15 protein-coding genes are annotated in these 17008 nt (G+C 67.9%); all 15 read left to right on the top strand.

The genetic code is table 11. The annotated features are described in order from the left end of the window. Nucleotides 1-42 precede the first annotated feature (42 nt). The 15 genes from J3A66_RS06280 to ftsA all read left to right on the top strand — a co-directional run bounded on the left by J3A66_RS06280 (nt 43) and on the right by ftsA (nt 16937). Nucleotides 43-453: a division/cell wall cluster transcriptional repressor MraZ gene (locus J3A66_RS06280; RefSeq protein WP_320481608.1), complete on the top strand. Its 411-nt coding sequence runs from the start codon at nt 43-45 to the stop codon at nt 451-453. After that, nucleotides 450-1406, top strand: a complete 957-nt coding sequence (gene rsmH / locus J3A66_RS06275) for a 16S rRNA (cytosine(1402)-N(4))-methyltransferase RsmH (protein ID WP_348634002.1) — start codon at nt 450-452, stop codon at nt 1404-1406. Before J3A66_RS06280 ends, rsmH begins: the two co-directional genes overlap by 4 nt. Further along, a complete protein-coding gene (locus tag J3A66_RS06270; protein WP_031440797.1) occupies nt 1403-2035 on the top strand; it encodes a hypothetical protein in 633 nt (210 codons plus the stop codon). Before rsmH ends, J3A66_RS06270 begins: the two co-directional genes overlap by 4 nt. Beyond that, nucleotides 2032-3771 (top strand): penicillin-binding protein 2, encoded by a 1740-nt coding sequence (locus J3A66_RS06265; RefSeq protein ID WP_037528403.1) that lies wholly within the window; start codon nt 2032-2034, stop codon nt 3769-3771. Before J3A66_RS06270 ends, J3A66_RS06265 begins: the two co-directional genes overlap by 4 nt. A gap of 24 nt (nt 3772-3795) precedes the next feature. Then, the gene (locus tag J3A66_RS06260; protein ID WP_209567792.1) at nt 3796-5262 is read left to right on the top strand and encodes a UDP-N-acetylmuramoyl-L-alanyl-D-glutamate--2,6-diaminopimelate ligase; all 1467 of its coding nucleotides are present in this window, start codon (nt 3796-3798) and stop codon (nt 5260-5262) included. After that, on the top strand, nt 5259-6641 hold the full coding sequence (gene murF / locus J3A66_RS06255; RefSeq protein ID WP_192098239.1) for a UDP-N-acetylmuramoyl-tripeptide--D-alanyl-D-alanine ligase: 1383 nt from the start codon (nt 5259-5261) through the stop codon (nt 6639-6641). The genes J3A66_RS06260 and murF overlap by 4 nt, the downstream gene beginning before the upstream one ends. After that, nucleotides 6642-7712 carry a phospho-N-acetylmuramoyl-pentapeptide-transferase gene (gene mraY / locus J3A66_RS06250; RefSeq protein ID WP_031395401.1) on the top strand — a complete coding sequence of 357 codons (1071 nt, stop codon included), beginning with the start codon at nt 6642-6644 and terminating at the stop codon, nt 7710-7712. Further along, nucleotides 7709-9022 carry a UDP-N-acetylmuramoyl-L-alanine--D-glutamate ligase gene (murD, locus tag J3A66_RS06245; RefSeq protein WP_209567790.1) on the top strand — a complete coding sequence of 438 codons (1314 nt, stop codon included), beginning with the start codon at nt 7709-7711 and terminating at the stop codon, nt 9020-9022. The genes mraY and murD overlap by 4 nt, the downstream gene beginning before the upstream one ends. A gap of 5 nt (nt 9023-9027) precedes the next feature. Beyond that, nucleotides 9028-10260 (top strand): FtsW/RodA/SpoVE family cell cycle protein, encoded by a 1233-nt coding sequence (locus tag J3A66_RS06240; RefSeq protein ID WP_234387761.1) that lies wholly within the window; start codon nt 9028-9030, stop codon nt 10258-10260. Beyond that, nucleotides 10257-11414 (top strand): undecaprenyldiphospho-muramoylpentapeptide beta-N-acetylglucosaminyltransferase, encoded by a 1158-nt coding sequence (gene murG / locus J3A66_RS06235; RefSeq protein WP_031395403.1) that lies wholly within the window; start codon nt 10257-10259, stop codon nt 11412-11414. The genes J3A66_RS06240 and murG overlap by 4 nt, the downstream gene beginning before the upstream one ends. After that, on the top strand, nt 11411-12841 hold the full coding sequence (gene murC / locus J3A66_RS06230) for a UDP-N-acetylmuramate--L-alanine ligase (RefSeq protein WP_209567788.1): 1431 nt from the start codon (nt 11411-11413) through the stop codon (nt 12839-12841). The genes murG and murC overlap by 4 nt, the downstream gene beginning before the upstream one ends. Nucleotides 12842-12909: 68 nt before the next feature. Further along, nucleotides 12910-13779 carry a UDP-N-acetylmuramate dehydrogenase gene (gene murB, locus J3A66_RS06225; RefSeq protein ID WP_348634084.1) on the top strand — a complete coding sequence of 290 codons (870 nt, stop codon included), beginning with the start codon at nt 12910-12912 and terminating at the stop codon, nt 13777-13779. Next, the gene (locus tag J3A66_RS06220; RefSeq protein WP_209567784.1) at nt 13776-14729 is read left to right on the top strand and encodes a D-alanine--D-alanine ligase; all 954 of its coding nucleotides are present in this window, start codon (nt 13776-13778) and stop codon (nt 14727-14729) included. Before murB ends, J3A66_RS06220 begins: the two co-directional genes overlap by 4 nt. After that, nucleotides 14726-15673, top strand: a complete 948-nt coding sequence (locus J3A66_RS06215) for a cell division protein FtsQ/DivIB (protein ID WP_056405396.1) — start codon at nt 14726-14728, stop codon at nt 15671-15673. The genes J3A66_RS06220 and J3A66_RS06215 overlap by 4 nt, the downstream gene beginning before the upstream one ends. Nucleotide 15674: 1 nt before the next feature. Then, entirely contained in the window at nt 15675-16937 is a 1263-nt protein-coding gene (ftsA, locus tag J3A66_RS06210) for a cell division protein FtsA (RefSeq protein ID WP_031393123.1), read from the top strand. Nucleotides 16938-17008 lie beyond the last annotated feature (71 nt).

Genomic DNA, 17008 nt, shown 5'->3' with positions numbered 1-17008 from the left:
GACAAGGGCCGGGTAGCCATCCCTTCCGCCCTTCGGACGATCTTGTCGGCAAATGCCCCCAAGGCGAACGGCAAGGACGGCGGAACCATCATCATCGGCGCACACCAGAAGAACCGCTGCCTGGTCGCCTATGATCCGGGTTATGTCGCGCTGCTCGCCGAAAAGCTCGACCGCCGCGAGGCCGAGAATACCCGTGAAGACGGCGAATATGACTATAATATCAAGCGTCGCGCGGCGTCGGGCGAGGCCGTGCCGTTCGATGGCTCGGGGCGCTTCATCATGCCCGCCTTCCCGCGCTTCTATGCCGGGATCAAGGGCCACGCGTTCTTCTACGGCGTCCTAGACTATATCGAGATCTGGGACCCCGCCGCGCTGGTCGCCACCGACGACATGCCCCCCGTCGTCAAGGAAATGGCGCGCTTCTACATGGCCGAAAAAGGGATTTCGCTGTGAGCGAGACGATCCCCGCCGCCCCGCACATTCCGGTCCTGCTCGACGAGGTGATCGCTGCACTGGCCCCGGCGCCCGGCGAGACGATCGTCGACGGGACGTTCGGTGCCGGCGGCTATACGCGTGCGCTGCTGTCGCGCGGCGCCTGCGTCATCGCGTTCGACCGTGACCCCGACGCGATCGCGGCCGGACAGGACTGGGCCGATGGCGAGGAGCGGCTGACGCTGGTCGCCACCGACTTTTCCGCGATGGTCGCCGAACTCGAGGCGCGCGACGCGCTGCCTGTCGACGGGGTCACGCTCGATATCGGCGTCTCGTCGATGCAGCTCGACCAGGCCGAGCGCGGCTTTTCGTTCCAGTCGGACGGACCGCTCGACATGCGAATGGCGCAGGCTGGCATGACCGCCGCCGATTTCGTCAACGAGGCCGACGAGGACGAGATCGCCGACGTCCTCTATCATTTTGGCGACGAGCCCAAGTCGCGTCGCGTCGCGCGGGCGATCGTGGCCGCACGACCGATGACGCGCACCGGGGAGCTCGCGCATGTCGTCCGTCGCGCGCTGGGGTACAAGGCGCACGACAAGAAGGACCCCGCGACGCGCGCGTTCCAGGCGATCCGGATCCATATCAACCGCGAACTCGGCGAGCTCGCCGATGGCCTGCTGGCGGCGGAGCGCGCGCTCAAGCCCGGCGGACGGCTCGCCATCGTGACCTTCCACAGCCTGGAGGATCGCATGGTGAAGCGCTTCCTGCGCACGCGGTCGGGCAGTGCGCCTTCAGGTTCCCGTCATCTTCCACAGGCAAAAACCGTGGTAGAACCGAGTTTTACCGATGTCGGCCGCCCCGTGCGCGCCGGCGAGGACGAGCTGGCGCGCAATCCGCGCGCACGCTCTGCGACTTTACGAACGGCGCGGCGGACCTCCGCGCAACCTTGGACGGAAGAGGTGACGACATGACGGCGGCGTATCGGTTGAAGGGTGTGGGCTGGTTCGGCGGCTGCGTTGCCGTCGTGCTCGGCTTTTACCTCGTTTCGCTGCAGGTGGCCGCCGAGCGCAAGAAGCTTGAGACCGTCAACGGCCAGATCCGCTCGGCCGAGCGCGATATCCGCGCGCTCGAGACCGAGTTCGACACGCGCGCGAACCTCGCGCAGCTCGAGCGCTGGAACGGCGATACGCTGGCGCTGTCCGCGCCGACCGCGGGGCAGTTCGTCGCCAGCGAATCGGCCCTCGCCAGCCTCGACGTGAATCAGATCGGCGGGCCCGCAGGCGCCACCGTCCAGACCGCGCAGCTGCTCGTGCCGTCGCTGCCGGTTGCCGCCGCCGCCGCGGCACCGCAGGCGGTCGACGTCGCCGTGCAGGCAGTCGCTGCCGCAGCGCCGCTCAAGCCCGTCACTGTCCGCGCCACCGTCCAGACCGCCCGTGCCACCGACACGGCGATCGTCCGCGCGGCCGCCCCCGAGCGCCTCGCCGCGGTCGCCAAGGTCCGTCCGCAGGCAGTCGCGATGCTCGACCGCAAGCTGCTGTCCGACAACACGCTGGGTTCGATCCTGAGCGGCGCCCGGGCCGAGGCAGGGCGTCTGCGTTGACCACCCTCGTCGCCCGGCCGGTTTCCGAGCGGCGTACCGCAACGCAGCGCCACGCGCTGGTCGCGACCGCGCACACGCGCCTGATGATGTTGATGTTCCTGTTCGGGGCCGCGGTGCTGGTCGTGATCGGCCGGCTCGGCGTGCTCGCGATCCAGTCGTCGCTGAGCGATCCCGGTGCCCGCGCCGCGGCGATCGCCGCGCGCGGCGATATCGTCGATCGCAACGGCGCGCCGCTGGCCAGGACGATCGACGCATGGACGATCGCGGTTCATCCCAAGAAGATGATCGGCGATCCGACCGAGATCGCCGCGCGGCTGGCGGCGCTGATGCCCGATCGCGGCAACCAGGCCTTCTTCTACGGTCTGCTGACCAAGGATGTGAATTTCAGCTACCTGCAACGCCGCGCGTCGCCTGCGCTGGTCGAGCAGGTCAACGCGATCGGCGAACCCGCGATCGTGTTCGCGCGCGAGACGCAGCGCCTGTATCCGCAGTCGACCATGGCGGCGCATGCGCTGGGATTCCTGTCGACCGACGGCCACGGCATGTCGGGGATGGAGCGCGTCCTCGACGAGCGGCTGACCAACCCTGCGCTGAACGGCGCGCCGGTCGCGCTGTCGATCGACACGCGCGTCCAGGCGGCGATGGAAAGCGAGCTCGCGCGTGCGGTCGCGTCGTTCCAGGCCAAGAGCGCGGCGGGAATCGTTCTCGACGTCGACACCGGCGAAGTGATCGCGATGACGTCGATGCCGGTCTTCAACCCCAACCGGGTCGGCATGGCGGGCACCGAGCAACTGCGCAACATGGGTACGCAGAGCGTGTACGAGCTGGGGTCGGTGTTCAAGCCGATCGCGATGGCGGCGGCGATCGATTCGGGCACCGTCACCTCGATGGCGCGGCGCTTCGACGCGACCGTCCCGCTGCGCGTTGGCGGCTACACAATCCACGACGATCCGGGCGATGAAGAAAAGCGCTGGCTGAACATCCCCGAGACGCTGATCTATTCGTCGAACATTGCGACCGCGCGGATCGCCGATCAGATCGGTGCCGCCGGGATGCAGAACATGTTCCGCAAGCTCGGCTTCGACACCAAGCCCGATATCGAACTGCGCGAGAAGGGCCGGCCGATCTGGCCGACCTTCTGGGCCCGCACCACATTGATGACGTCGGCCTATGGGCACGGAATCGCAGTCACGCCGCTGCACCTCGCCAACGCCTATGCGACACTGGTCAATGGCGGGATCTGGCGCCCGACGACGCTGCTGAAGATCGATCCGGCGCATATTCCCGCCGGGCGACGCGTGATCAGCACGACGACGAGTGCGCGGATGCGGCAGCTGCTCCGGCTGGTTGTGCAATATGGCACGGGCCGCAAGGGCGAGGCGCCCGGCTACCGCGTCGGCGGCAAGACCGGTACGGCCGAGATCGCGCAGGCGGGGGGCTATAACAAGCACACCAACGTCTCGACCTTTGCCGCCGCGTTTCCGATGGACGCGCCGCGCTACGTCGTTGTGGTTACCCTTGATTCCGCAAAGGGTAATAAGGAATCCTATGGCTTCACCACCGCAGCTTGGACCGCGGCGCCGGTGGTATCGCGCGTGATCAGCCGGACCGGATCGATGCTCGGCGTCATTCCTGACGCGAACCGCGACATTGACGAAAGCGACTTGTTGCCGCTGTTGTGGCATGCGCCGGGCACGCCGGCCTTTGGCGCAAAGCCGACGTCCGGTGCGGAATGAGGGGCGATACATGAGGATCGGTGCATGAAACTGGCAACGCTGATCGGTAAGGGCCCCGTCAGCGATGGCGGGGCATCAGTGCACGGATCTGCACCGCGCGACGCGTATGACGGCAACGTCACGGGCTTCGCGATCGACCATCGCAAGGTCGCACCGGGGACGATCTTCGGGGCATTCGAGGGCGCGCGCGTCAATGGCGAGGATTATATCGCCGACGCGATCCGCGCGGGCGCGATCGGCATCGTCGCGCGGCCGGGCCTCGCCGTCGAGGGTGCAGCGTACATCGCCGACGAGACCCCCCGAGAACGGTTCGCCCAGCTGGCGGCAGCATTCTTTGCACCCTTTCCCGCGACGACGGTCGCGATCACGGGCACCAACGGCAAGACAAGCTGTGTCGAGATGACCCGCCAATTGTGGCGGATGGCCGGCCATCACGCCGCATCGATCGGGACGCTGGGCGTCACGACCGCCGACGAACGCGTCACCACCGGCCTCACGACGCCCGACGTCGTCACCTTCCTGTCGAATGTCGCCGGGCTCGAGCGCGAAGGCGTGACGCATCTCGCCTTCGAGGCGTCGAGCCACGGATTGACCCAGTATCGCACCGAGGGACTGCCCGTATCGGCGGCCGCCTTCACCAATCTCAGCCGCGACCATCTCGATTATCACGGCGACATGGCGGCCTATTTCACCGCCAAGATCCGGCTTTTTTCGGAAGTACTGCGCCCGGATGGGGCGGCGGTGGTGTGGGCCGATGATCCGCAGGCGGCGCGCGTCATCGACCTCGCGCGGGAGCGGGGCAATCGGCTCGTGACCGTCGGTACGCGCGGGGATACGCTGCGGCTGGTTGATCGCGATCCGACATTGCTGGGGCAGGGGCTGACGATCGAGGCGGCGGGCCAGACCTACCGCGTGACGCTGCCGCTGATCGGCGGATATCAGGCCGCCAATGCGCTGGTCTCTGCGGGGCTGGTGATCGCAACCGGGGGCGATATCGCGACGACCATCGCCAATCTCGCGCGGTTGCAGCCCGTGCGCGGGCGGCTCGAGCGTGCGGTCATCGCGCGCTCGGGTGCGCCGGTCTATGTCGATTATGCGCATACCCCGGACGCACTGGAGGCGGCGATCGCCGCGCTCAAGTCGCATGCGGGCGGCCGGCTGATCGTCGTGTTCGGCGCGGGCGGCGACCGCGATACCGGCAAGCGCGAGACGATGGGGCAGGTCGCGATGCATTATGCCGACCGCGTGATCGTCACCGACGACAATCCGCGTACCGAGGATCCCGCCGCGATCCGCCGCGACGTGCTGAAGGGCGCGCCCGGCGCGATCGAGATCGGCGACCGGCGCGCGGCGATCCAGGCGGCGATCGACGAGGCGGGCAGCGACGACATCGTGCTGATCGCGGGCAAGGGCCACGAACAGGGCCAGATCGTCGGCGACATGGTGTTGCCGTTCGACGATGTCGGCGTCGCACGCGAGTGTGCGGCATGAACAATGCGGTGCCCCTGTGGACGTCTGCCGAGATCGCCGCCGCGACCGGCGGGGTGGCATCGGCCGAGTTTGCCGTGACGGGCGTGGCATTCGATTCGCGCGAGGTCGGTCCGGGCGACCTGTTCGTCGCGATGAAGGGCGAGGCGAGCGACGGCCATCTGTATCTCGACCAGGCGTTCGCGCAGGGCGCCGCGGGGGCGATCGTCTCCGAACCCTGCGCGCATCCGCATGTGCTGGTCGCCGACAGCTTCACCGCGTTGCAGATGCTCGGGCGCGCGAGCCGGGCGCGCAGCGGCGCGACGATCATCGGCGTTACCGGATCGGTCGGCAAGACGAGCGCGAAGGAGGCGCTGTTCGCGGCGCTCGATCGCGGCGCGCCGGGGGCGGTGCATCGTTCGGTCAAGAGCTACAACAACCATACCGGCGTCCCGCTGAGCCTCGCGCGGATGCCGCGCGACGCGCGTTTCGGCGTGTTCGAGATGGGGATGAACCATGCGGGTGAGCTGGCCGAGCTGACGCAGATCGTCCGTCCGCATATCGCGGTCGTCACCGCGATCGCGCCGGCGCATACCGAATTCTTCCGCGACGAAAGCGCGATCGCCGACGCCAAGGGCGAGATCTTTGCCGGGCTCGAGCCGGACGGCGTCGCAATTGTCCCCTTCGACAGCCCGCATCGCGAAAGGCTGACCGCGGCGGCGGCGCCGCATGCGTCGCGGATCGTGACCTTCGGCATCGCGAAGGGTGCCGATGTCCGCGCGATCGAGACGGTTCGGCTGGCGACCGGCGCGACGTTCGTGACGGTCCAGCAGGACGGCCGTGAACTGAGCTTCACGATGGCGCAGCCGGGGATGCACTGGGTTTCGAACGCGCTGGCGGTGATCGCGTGCGTCGAGGCAGCGGGCGCGGATCTCGGGCTGGCGGGACTGGCGCTCGCCGAACTCGGCGGGCTGCAGGGACGCGGTGCGCGGTTCATGACGACGCTGGCGGACGGGCAGGCGCTCGTGATCGACGAAAGCTACAATGCGAACCCTGCGTCGATGCGTGCGACGCTGGCCGTGCTGGCCAAGGAGCCGGGGCGGCATGTCGCGCTGCTCGGCGAGATGCGCGAGCTGGGCGAGGCGTCGGCCGACTATCATGCCGGGCTTGCCGAGCCGATCCTCGCGGCAAACGTCGAAATGGCGCTGCTGGTCGGTGAAGCGATGGCGCCGCTTGCGCAAGCGCTTGAGGGTAAAGTCGAAACCGTCCATGTGGGCGACGCTGCGGCCGCGCTGACGTCGTTACGGACGATCCTGGCGCCGGGCGATGCGGTTCTCATCAAGGGATCGAACGGTGTAGGGCTCGCGCGGGTCGTGACGAGTCTCGGGGGCGGGAAGACGTAAATGCTGTACTGGATCGCCGCACATCTGGGTTTCCCGGGAATATTGAACCTGCTCCGCTATCAGTCGACGCGGACGGGCGGGGCGGTCGCGACTGCGCTGATCATCGGCCTGATCATCGGGCCACGCTTCATCGGCTGGCTGCGCGTGCGTCAGGGCAAGGGCCAGCCGATCCGCGCCGACGGCCCGCAGACGCATCTCGCCAAGCGCGGCACGCCGACGATGGGCGGGCTGATGATCCTCACCAGCATGACGCTGGCGATCCTGCTCTGGATGGACCTGAGCAATCCCTATGTCTGGTCGTGCCTGTTCGTGACGCTGGGCTTTGGCACGATCGGGTTCATGGATGATTACGACAAGGTGCGGAAGGCGAGCACCGCGGGCATTTCGGGTCGCACGCGACTGCTGCTCGAATTCGCGATCGCCGGGATCGCCGCGACGATCATCATGTCGCAGAACGGCCCGCATCTGTACCTGCCGTTCACGTCGCGCATGTATATCGATCTCGGCTGGTTCTTCCCCGTCTTCGCCGCCTTCACGATCGTGTCGTTCGGCAATGCCGTGAACCTGACCGACGGGCTCGACGGGCTGGCGACGATGCCGGTGATCATCGCGAGCGTCGCGTTCATGGTGATCGTCTATCTCGCGGGCAATGTGAAGTTCGCCGACTATCTCGGCATCCCGCACGTTCCTGGCGCGGGCGAGCTCGCGATCTTCTGCGGCGCGGTTGTCGGCGGCGGTCTGGCGTTCCTGTGGTTCAATGCGCCGCCCGCCGCGGTGTTCATGGGCGACACCGGCAGCCTCGCGCTCGGTGGCGCGCTCGGCACCATCGCCGTCGTCGCGCATCACGAGATCGTGCTCGGGATCATCGGCGGGCTGTTCGTCGCCGAGGCGATGAGCGTGATCATCCAGGTGTTCTTCTACAAGCGGACCGGCAAGCGGGTGTTCCGGATGGCGCCGATCCACCATCATTTCGAACAGCTCGGCTGGAGCGAGCCGACCGTCGTGATCCGCTTCTGGATCATCGCACTGGTCCTGGCGCTGGTCGGCCTGTCGACGTTGAAGCTGCGGTGATCGTCGCTGAGGCCTGGCGCGGAAAACGCTTTGCGGTGCTGGGGCTGGCGCGGTCGGGTGCGGCGACGGTGCAAGCGCTGGTGGCCGGCGGCGCGAGCGTTGTCGCGTGGGACTCCGACGAAACGAAGCGCGAGGCTCTGGCGGACAGCATTCAAGACCTGTCGGTCACCCTCGATGACGTCGATCTTCGGTTTGATCCGCTGGACGATCTGGCGGGGTTCGACGCACTGATCGTGTCGCCAGGGGTGCCGCTCAACACGCATCCGCTCGCCGCGGACGCGCGTGCGGCGGGCGTTCCCGTCATCGGCGACATCGAGCTCTTTGCGCAAGCCCGCGCCGACCTGCCGCGCCACAAGGTCGTCGGGATCACGGGCACGAACGGCAAGTCGACCACCACGGCGCTCGTGCATCATATCCTGCGGACCGCGGGCGTGCCGACGCTGATGGGGGGCAATATCGGGCTGCCGATCCTGGGGCAGGATCCGTTGCCCGAGGGCGGCGTCTATGTGCTCGAGCTGTCGAGCTATCAGATCGACCTGACGCAGACGCTCGACTGCGACGTCGCGGTCTTGCTCAACATCACCCCCGACCATCTCGATCGCTATGACGGATTTGCCGGCTATGCGGCGTCGAAGGCGCGGCTGTTCGCGATGCAGACGACGCCGCATCTCGCGATCGTCGATCACGGCGCAGAGGCCGACCATCGTCTTCTGGGTGATGCGCCCGCTGACCTTCCGATCCAGTTCATCGACCGTATCGACATCGGCGACCAGGCCGGCTGGCCATCGCTCCAGGGGCCGCACAATGCGCTGAACGCGCGTGCCGCCGTGGGGATCGCGCGCGCGCTGGGCGTGAGCGAGGTCGATATCGATCGCGGGCTGGTCAGCTTTACCGGCCTGCCGCACCGCATGCAGCAGATCGCCTCCTATGACGGCGTCGCCTATGTCGACGACAGCAAGGCGACCAATCCGGAGAGCGCGGCGCCCGCGCTGGCGGCGTTCGAGCGGGTCCACTGGATCGTCGGCGGGCGCGCCAAGGGGGATGACCTCGATGCGTGCAGGCCCGGCTTCGGCCATGTCGTTCACGCCTATACGATCGGCGAGGCCGGGCCGCGGTTCGCCGAGATCCTGGCCGGGTCAATGCCGGTCGACCATGTCGGCACGCTCGACGCGGCCGTCCGCAGCGCGGCGGCCAATGCCCGGCCCGGCGACACGATCCTGTTGTCCCCAGCCTGTGCGAGCTTCGACCAGTTCGCCGATTACGAAGCGCGCGGCGCGGCCTTCCGCGCGGCGGTCGAGTCGTTGGCATGAGCGATATGCGGACACCGATGATGAGCGCAGGGCAGAAGACCGGGATCGTCGCGAAGATGAAGCGGCGCGGCGGGCGTGGCGATCAGTCGCCGCTCGGCACGTGGTTCTGGGATATCGACCGGATGCTGCTGCTGCTGACGCTGTTCCTGATCGCGATCGGGCTGATCGCGGTGGCCGCGGCGTCGCCAGCGACCGCGGTGCGCTATTCGGGCGAGCATCACAAACTGACGCCGCTCTATTATTTCTGGCGTCAGCTGATGTGGGTCGGCGTCTCGATGCCGGTGCTGTTCGGGGTGTCGATGATGCCCGTCGCAATGGCGCGGCGCATGGCGCTGACCGCGGCGGCGGTGCTGCTGCTGATCCTCGCGGTGACGCCGTTCGTCGGATCCGAGGTCAACGGTGCGCGCCGCTGGATCGGCTATGGCTTCGCGCAGTTCCAGCCCTCCGAGTTCCTGAAGCCGGTCTTCATCGTCACCGTCGCCTGGCTCCTGTCGCTGCGCGCGAAGGATCCCGAACTGCCGACCGTGCTGATCACGGGCGGGCTGACCGGCACGATCGCGGTCATGCTGATGCTGCAGCCCGATTTCGGCCAGACGATCATCTACTGCACCGTGTGGATGGCGTTGTTGATGATCGCGGGAACGCCGATGCGCGTGATGGCGGGACTGGTCGGCTGCGTGCCGGTCGGGCTGGTGGCGGCCTATATGTTCTACGGCACGGCGCGGTCGCGGATCGACGCGTTCCTGTTCCCGGGAATCGAGGGCGAGGGCGCGTCTGATCATTTCCAGACCAACGCCGCGCACAACACGCTGACCGCAGGCGGCTGGACCGGTACGGGGCCCGGCGGCGGCATCGCCAAGTTCGGGCTGCCCGAGGCGCATACCGATTACATCTTCTCGGTGATCGGCGAGGAATTCGGGCTGATCGCCTGTTCGGTGATCGCGGTGATCTTCCTTGCGATCGTCGTGCGCGTGTTCGTCAAGCTGCTGGACGAACAGGATGAATTCAAGCTTCTGGCCTCGGCCGGGCTGGCGACGCAGTTCGGTGCACAGGCGCTGGTCAGCATGGCGGTGAACACCGGGCTCGCACCGTCCAAGGGCATGACGCTGCCGTTCATCAGCTATGGCGGCTCGTCGATGATCGCCTTGTCGGTCGGCATGGGGTTGCTGCTGGCGTTTACCCGGCGCAATCCGTTTCTCACGCGGAGCCCCTATGTCGTCCGCTGGAGTGGTGAATGACTGTGAATCAACGTCCCCGGCATTTCGTGCTCGCGGCAGGCGGGACCGGCGGTCACATGGTGCCGGCGGCGGCGCTGGCCGCTGAGCTGACGAGGCGTGGCCACCGCGTCGCGCTGGTCAGTGACGAGCGCGGCGTGCGCTTCCCCGGATTGTTCGAGGGAATCCAGACGCATGTCCTTCCCGCCGGGCGCTTTACCGGCGGACCGCTGGGTTGGGCCAAGGCGACGCGATCGATGTGGCGCGGGCGGATGATGGCACGCGAACTCTATCGCACGTTCAAGCCGGCGGCGGTGATCGGCTTTGGCGGCTATCCCGCGCTGCCCGCGCTGCTGGCGGCGTTCGCGAATCGGATCCCGACCGCGGTGCACGAGCAGAATGCGGTACTGGGCCGGGTGAACCGGCTCGTGGCGCGCCGCGTCGACGCGATCGCGACCTCGTCCGAACCGACCGAACGGCTCGCCTCCGGGCTTCTCGCCAAGACGCATCTCGTCGGCAATCCGGTGCGCGAGGCGGTACTCGCGCTACGCGCCAGGCCCTATCCGCTGCTCGAGGAGGATGGCATCTTCCGCGTGCTGGTGACCGGTGGCAGCCAGGGCGCGAGCATCCTGTCTCAGGTCGTCCCCGATGGTCTGGCGATGCTGCCCGTGACGTTCCGGCGCCGCCTGCAGGTCACGCATCAGGCGCGGATCGAGGATATCGATGCGGTACGCGCGCAATATGCCGAGCATCACATCCCGGCCGAGCTCGCCACCTATCTGCCTGACATGCCCGAACAGCTCGCCTGGGCGCATCTGGTGATCGCGCGCGCGGGCGCCTCGACGATCGCGGAGCTGACCGCGGCGGGGCGGCCGGCGATCCTGGTGCCGCTGCCGGGCGCGACCGACGATCACCAGACCGTCAACGCCCGCGAGATCACCCGCGCCGGCGGCGCACGGACGATCCGGCAGGGCGATTTCACCGCGGTCGAACTCGCCAAGCAGATGCAGAAGCTCGGGCTCGATCCCGCCGCGCTGCAGAACGCGGCGGGACGCGCGCGCAGCTGCGGCAGGCCCAATGCGGCAAGCGATCTGGCCGATCTGGTCGAAAGCCTCGATGCGCCGGTGTCGCGACTGCCGGTCGGGCGCCCATCCAAGCCAAAGGTACAATTTGCATGAAGGGTGTAGCGACCGATATCGGCACGATCCATTTCGTCGGGATCGGCGGGATCGGCATGTCGGGCATCGCCGAGGTGATGAAGAATCTCGGTTACCGCGTGCAGGGGTCCGACGTGGCCGAGGGCTATGTCGTGCAGGGCCTGCGCGACAAGGGCATTCCGGTCGCGATCGGCCATGCCGCGGAGAATATCGGTGACGCGGCGGTCGTGGTCGTCTCGACTGCGATCGTGCGCTCGAACCCCGAGGTCGAGGCGGCGCTCAACGCGCGCGTGCCCGTGGTGCGGCGCGCGGAGATGCTCGCCGAACTGATGCGGCTGAAGTCGACCGTCGCGGTTGCAGGCACGCACGGGAAGACCACGACGACGTCGATGGTCGCCGCGCTGCTCGATGCGGGCGGGGTCGACCCGACCGTCATCAATGGCGGGATCATCAACAGCTACGGATCGAATGCGCGACTGGGCGCGAGCGACTGGATGGTGGTCGAGGCGGACGAGAGCGACGGCAGCTTCCTGCGGCTCGACGGGACGATCGCGGTCGTCACCAACATCGATCCCGAGCATCTCGATCATTACGGATCGTTCGACGCGGTGAAGGATGCGTTCGTCGAGTTCGTCGAGAACGTGCCCTTCTATGGCGCGGCCTTGTTGTGCCTCGATCATCCCGAGGTGCAGGGGATCCTGCCGCGCGTGCGCGATCGGCGGATCGTGACCTACGGTTTCTCGGCGCAGGCGGACGTGCGCGGCGTCGACGTGACGCCGATCCCGGGCGGCAACCGCTTCGATTGCGTGGTGCGGACGCGCGATGGCGCGACGCGGACTATTGCGGGGATCGAGATGCCGATGCCCGGCCGCCACAACGTCCAGAACGCGCTGGCCGCGATCGGCGTCGCGCTCGAGCTGGGGATCGAGGATGCAACGATCCAGCAGGGCTTTGCCAAGTTCGGCGGCGTGAAGCGGCGCTTCACCAAGGTGGGCGAGGTTCCGGTCGAGGGTGGCGGTGTCGCGATCATCGACGATTACGGGCATCACCCGGTCGAGATCCGTGCGGTGCTGGCCGCCGCGCGCGAGGGCGCGAAGGGGCGCGTGATCGCGGTCGTGCAGCCGCATCGCTATTCCCGGCTCGGCAATCTGATGGAGGATTTCCAGACTGCGTTCAACGACGCGGACCGGGTGCTGGTGACGCCAGTTTATGCGGCGGGCGAGGCGCCGGTCGAGGGCGTCGATGCGGCGGCTCTGGTCGAGGGGCTGAAGCGGCGCGGCCACCGGTTTGCGGGCGTGGTCGCGGATGCGGATGCACTGGCGGCCGAGCTGGCGGCGACGATCGAGGCGGATGACATGGTCGTCTGCCTCGGCGCGGGCGACATCACGAAATGGGCGGCCGGGCTGGCCGATGCGATCGCGGTCGAGCGTTCGAAGGTGCCGGCGTGAACGCTGCGACACCTTGCGTCCCCGCGAATGCGGCGACCCGGACTGGGCTCCCGCCTTCGCGGGAGACCATCAGGGGGAGCGTCGAGGCCGGTGGGTCGCTTGCGGACTTCATCTGGTTTCGGACCGGCGGGCCTGCCGAGTGGCTTGTGCGGCCGGCGGATGTCGAGGATCTGGCCGGGTTGTTGAAGACCCTCAATCCTTCGACGCCGGTCCTGCCGGTCGGCGTCGGCTCCAACCTGATCGTCCGCGACGGGGGTGTGCCGGGGGTCGTGGTGCGGCTGCCCAAGGCAATGGCGAAGGTGTCGGTTGAGGACGGTCGCGTTCGCGCAGGGGCGGGGGCTATGGGGATTACCGTCGCCAGCGCCGCGCGCGATGCGGGGATCGCCGGGCTGGAGTTCCTGCGCGGGATCCCGGGGACGGTCGGCGGCGCGGTGCGGATGAACGCTGGCGCCTATGGACGCGACGTCAGCGATATCCTGATCGACGCGACCGTCGTCACGCGTGACGGGTTGGTCGAGACATGGCCCGCGGCGCGGTTCGGCTATGTATACCGGCATTCGGACCTGCCGGCGGGGGCGGTCGTGGTCGAGGCGGTGTTTTCGGGCACGCCCGGCGAGCCGGCGGTCATCGGGGCCGAGATGGACCGGATCGCCGCGGAGCGCGAGGCGTCGCAGCCGCTCCGGTCGCGCACCGGCGGATCGACCTTCAAGAATCCCGAGGGGCACAAGGCCTGGGCGCTGATCGACGCCGCCGGGTGCCGCGGGCTGACTCGCGGCGACGCACAGGTCAGCGAGAAGCATTGCAATTTCCTGCTGAACCTCGGGTCCGCGTCGAGCGCGGAGATCGAGGCGCTGGGTGAAGAGGTACGGACCAAGGTGAAGGCGCATTCTGGAGTGACGTTGGAATGGGAAATCCAGCGGGTCGGGGTGGCGAAATGAGCGGTCCGCTTCACATCGCCGTCCTCATGGGCGGCTGGTCGGCGGAGCGTGAGGTTTCGCTGATGTCGGGCAATGGCTGCGCCGATGCGCTCGAATCGCTCGGTCACCGCGTCACGCGGATCGACATGGGACGCGACGTCGCCGCCCGGCTCGCGGAAGCCAGGCCTGATCTCGTGTTCAACGCGCTGCACGGGACGCCCGGCGAGGATGGCTCGGTGCAGGGGCTGCTCGACCTGATGGGGCTGCGCTATACGCATTCGGGGCTTGCGACCTCGGTGATCGCGATCGACAAGGTGCTGACCAAGCTGCTGCTCGTCCCGGCCGGTGTACCGATGCCGGGCGGACGGATCGTCCGCTCGGTCGACCTGTTCGAGGGGGATCCGATGGCACGCCCCTATGTGCTCAAGCCCGTCAACGAGGGGTCGTCGGTCGGCGTGGCGATCGTCACCGACAGCGGCAATTACGGCAATCCGATCGCGCGCGACGCGGTCGGGCCGTGGATCGACTTCGACGAACTGCTCGCCGAGCCGTATATCCGCGGGCGCGAGCTGACGACCGCGGTGCTGGGCGGTCGCGCGCTCGGCGTCACCGAACTCAAGCCCAAGAGCGGCTGGTATGATTACGACGCGAAATATACCGACGGGATGACCGAGCATGTCTGCCCGGCGGACATTCCAGACGAGATCGCCGACGCCTGCAAGAGCCTCGCGCTCGAGGCGCACCGGCTGCTCGGCTGCAACGGCGCATCGCGCTCCGACTTCCGCTGGGACGACGAGCGCGGGGTCGACGGGCTGTTCCTGCTCGAGGTCAACACGCAGCCGGGCATGACCCCGCTCAGCCTCGTTCCCGAACAGGCGCGGCACATCGGCATGAGCTATGCCGAGCTCGTCCAGGCGATCGTCGACGAGGCGCTGTCGGATCATCCGCTGGCGCCGGGCGGGGCGCCATGAGCCGGACGATCAAGCGCGGCCCGCCACCCAAGCGGCCCGCCCCGCGGCGCAAGGTCGCGGTCAAGAAGGTGTCGGTGCTCGATCGGCTGGTCGGGATGCTCCCGGTCAGCGAGGAAACGCTGAAAAAGATCGCGACCTGGTCGATCTTGGGCGCGGGCGGCGCGGTCGTGATCGCGGCGGCGACCTGGATCGGCATTCCCGGCATGATCGGCGGCGCGATGGCCGAAGGCGCCGGGCGCGCCGGGTTCAAGGTCGACCAGATCGAGGTCACCGGGCTGAAGCGGATGGACCGGATGTCGGTCTATGCGGTCGCGCTCGATCAGCAGAGCCGCGCGATGCCGCTCGTCGATCTCGAGGCGGTGCGCCAGAAATTGCTGCGCTATGGCTGGATCGCGGACGCGCATGTCTCGCGGCGGCTGCCCGATACTTTGCTGGTCGACATCGTCGAGCGGACCCCCGCGGCGGTGTGGCAGGACAATGGCAATCTGACGCTGATCGATGCGTCGGGTGTGCTGCTCGAACCGGTGCAGCCCGATGCGATCCCGAACCTGCCGCTGGTGATCGGACCCGGCGCGGACCGGCAGGAGGCGTCCTACCAGGCGCTGCTCGCCGCCGCCCCCGCGCTCAAGCCGCGCGTGAAGGCGGCGACCTGGGTCGGCAACCGGCGCTGGGACCTGACCTTCGAAAGCGGCGAGACGCTGGCATTGCCCGAGGACGGGGCGCCGCGTGCGCTGGTTAAGTTTGCCGAGCTCGACGGCGCAAGGCCGCTGCTCGGGCGTGGCTGGATCCGCTTCGACATGCGCGATCCGACCAAGCTGGTCGCGCGCAAGCCGGGTGCGAGCCTGGCGCACAGCGTCGACGTGCCCGCGCCGGTATCCAGCGAGCCACAGACGACTATACCGTCGCAGACGGCGGACGCGAACGTAACGGGCGGGGAGGGATGACATGGCGAAGGTGGCACCGGAAGGGCTGATCACGGCGCTCGATATCGGGTCGTCGAAGGTTTCGGCGATGATCGCGCAAAAGGGGGATGGCGGCGAGCTGATCGTACTCGGCACCGGCCAGCGCGAGAGCCGCGGCGTGAAGCGCGGCTATATCGCCGACATGGCGACGACCGAGGCCGCGGTACGCGAAGCGGTCGAGCAGGCCGAGCGGATTGCGGGCATCAACATCGAGAATGTCTGGGTCGGTTTCTCGGCCGGCGGGCTCGTGTCCGACGTCGCCGAGGTCGAGTTCGAACTGGGCGGCCACCGCGTCGAGCAGCAGGATATCGATGCGTTGCTCGCGGCGGGGCGAAACTCGATCGATCCGCAGGGGCGGATGGTGCTGCACGCGCAGCCCGCGCTCTACACGCTCGACGGACTGACGGGCGTGAAGACGCCGCTCGGGCTGCATGCCGACCGGCTTGGCGTGCATATCCATGTCGTCGCCGCGGACGGTTCGCCGGTGCGCAATCTCGATCTGTGCGTGCGTTCGGCGCATCTCGAGGTGAAGTCGATCATCGCCTCGCCGGTCGCGACCGGGCTTGCGTGCCTCAGCGACGAGGAGCGCGAGCTGGGCGTCGCGCTGGTCGAGATGGGGGCGGGGATCACCAACGTGTCGCTGTTCGCGGGCGGCATGCTCGTCGGGCTGACCTCGATCCCGATCGGTGCGCAGGACATCACCGACGACATCGCCAGCGCGTTCGGCACGCGGCGGCAGAATGCCGAGCGGATGAAGTGCTTCCATGGTTCGGCCAATGCCTCCCCGCGCGACAATCACGACATGATCCCGGTCATGCCGATTTCGGCCGAGGACGGCGCGGGCGAGGGCGCGCAGATCACCAAGGCGCAGCTGATCAGCGTGATCCGCCAGCGGCTCGAACATCAGATGGGCGAGGTGCGCAATGCGCTGAGCACGCTCAAGTTCGAGGGGCCGGTGGGGCGCCAGGTCGTGCTGACCGGCGGCGGCGCGGAGCTGAAGGGCATTGCCGATTATGCGCAACAGGCGCTGGGGCGGTCGGTCCGGATCGGCCGACCGCGCGGATTGACCGCTCTGCCCGAGGCGCATGGCGGACCGGCATTTGCGACGCTAGCGGGGTTGGCCTTCTATGCGGCGACCGATCCGATCGACCTGCGCGGTATTGCACCGCAGCGGACGATCGTTCACCGGCCGAAGGGAATCGGCATGGTCCGCAAGTTGATTCAGGCGGCACGCGCGAATTATTGAGAGTTTCGAAACGGCTGACGCTATTTCGGCTGGAACAGCCGGTAGCGTTGGTGCACACAGGTTAATCAGGG

The sequence above is a fragment of the Sphingomonas sp. PvP018 genome, from assembly GCF_017876865.1.
Classification (GTDB): domain Bacteria; phylum Pseudomonadota; class Alphaproteobacteria; order Sphingomonadales; family Sphingomonadaceae; genus Sphingomonas; species Sphingomonas aerolata.
This window is presented reverse-complemented; position numbering and strand designations above follow the sequence as displayed.

What these genes read in the sequence shown, in the direction of transcription:
- murF (WP_192098239.1), top strand. Translation starts at nt 5,259, where the DNA reads ATGAACAATGCGGTGCCCCTGTGGACGTCTGCCGAGATCGCCGCCGCG.
- mraY (WP_031395401.1), top strand. Translation starts at nt 6,642, where the DNA reads ATGCTGTACTGGATCGCCGCACATCTGGGTTTCCCGGGAATATTGAAC.
- murC (WP_209567788.1), top strand. Translation starts at nt 11,411, where the DNA reads ATGAAGGGTGTAGCGACCGATATCGGCACGATCCATTTCGTCGGGATC.
- J3A66_RS06220 (WP_209567784.1), top strand. Translation starts at nt 13,776, where the DNA reads ATGAGCGGTCCGCTTCACATCGCCGTCCTCATGGGCGGCTGGTCGGCG.
- J3A66_RS06240 (WP_234387761.1), top strand. Translation starts at nt 9,028, where the DNA reads ATGCGGACACCGATGATGAGCGCAGGGCAGAAGACCGGGATCGTCGCG.
- ftsA (WP_031393123.1), top strand. Translation starts at nt 15,675, where the DNA reads ATGGCGAAGGTGGCACCGGAAGGGCTGATCACGGCGCTCGATATCGGG.
- J3A66_RS06215 (WP_056405396.1), top strand. Translation starts at nt 14,726, where the DNA reads ATGAGCCGGACGATCAAGCGCGGCCCGCCACCCAAGCGGCCCGCCCCG.
- murG (WP_031395403.1), top strand. Translation starts at nt 10,257, where the DNA reads ATGACTGTGAATCAACGTCCCCGGCATTTCGTGCTCGCGGCAGGCGGG.
- J3A66_RS06270 (WP_031440797.1), top strand. Translation starts at nt 1,403, where the DNA reads ATGACGGCGGCGTATCGGTTGAAGGGTGTGGGCTGGTTCGGCGGCTGC.
- J3A66_RS06260 (WP_209567792.1), top strand. Translation starts at nt 3,796, where the DNA reads ATGAAACTGGCAACGCTGATCGGTAAGGGCCCCGTCAGCGATGGCGGG.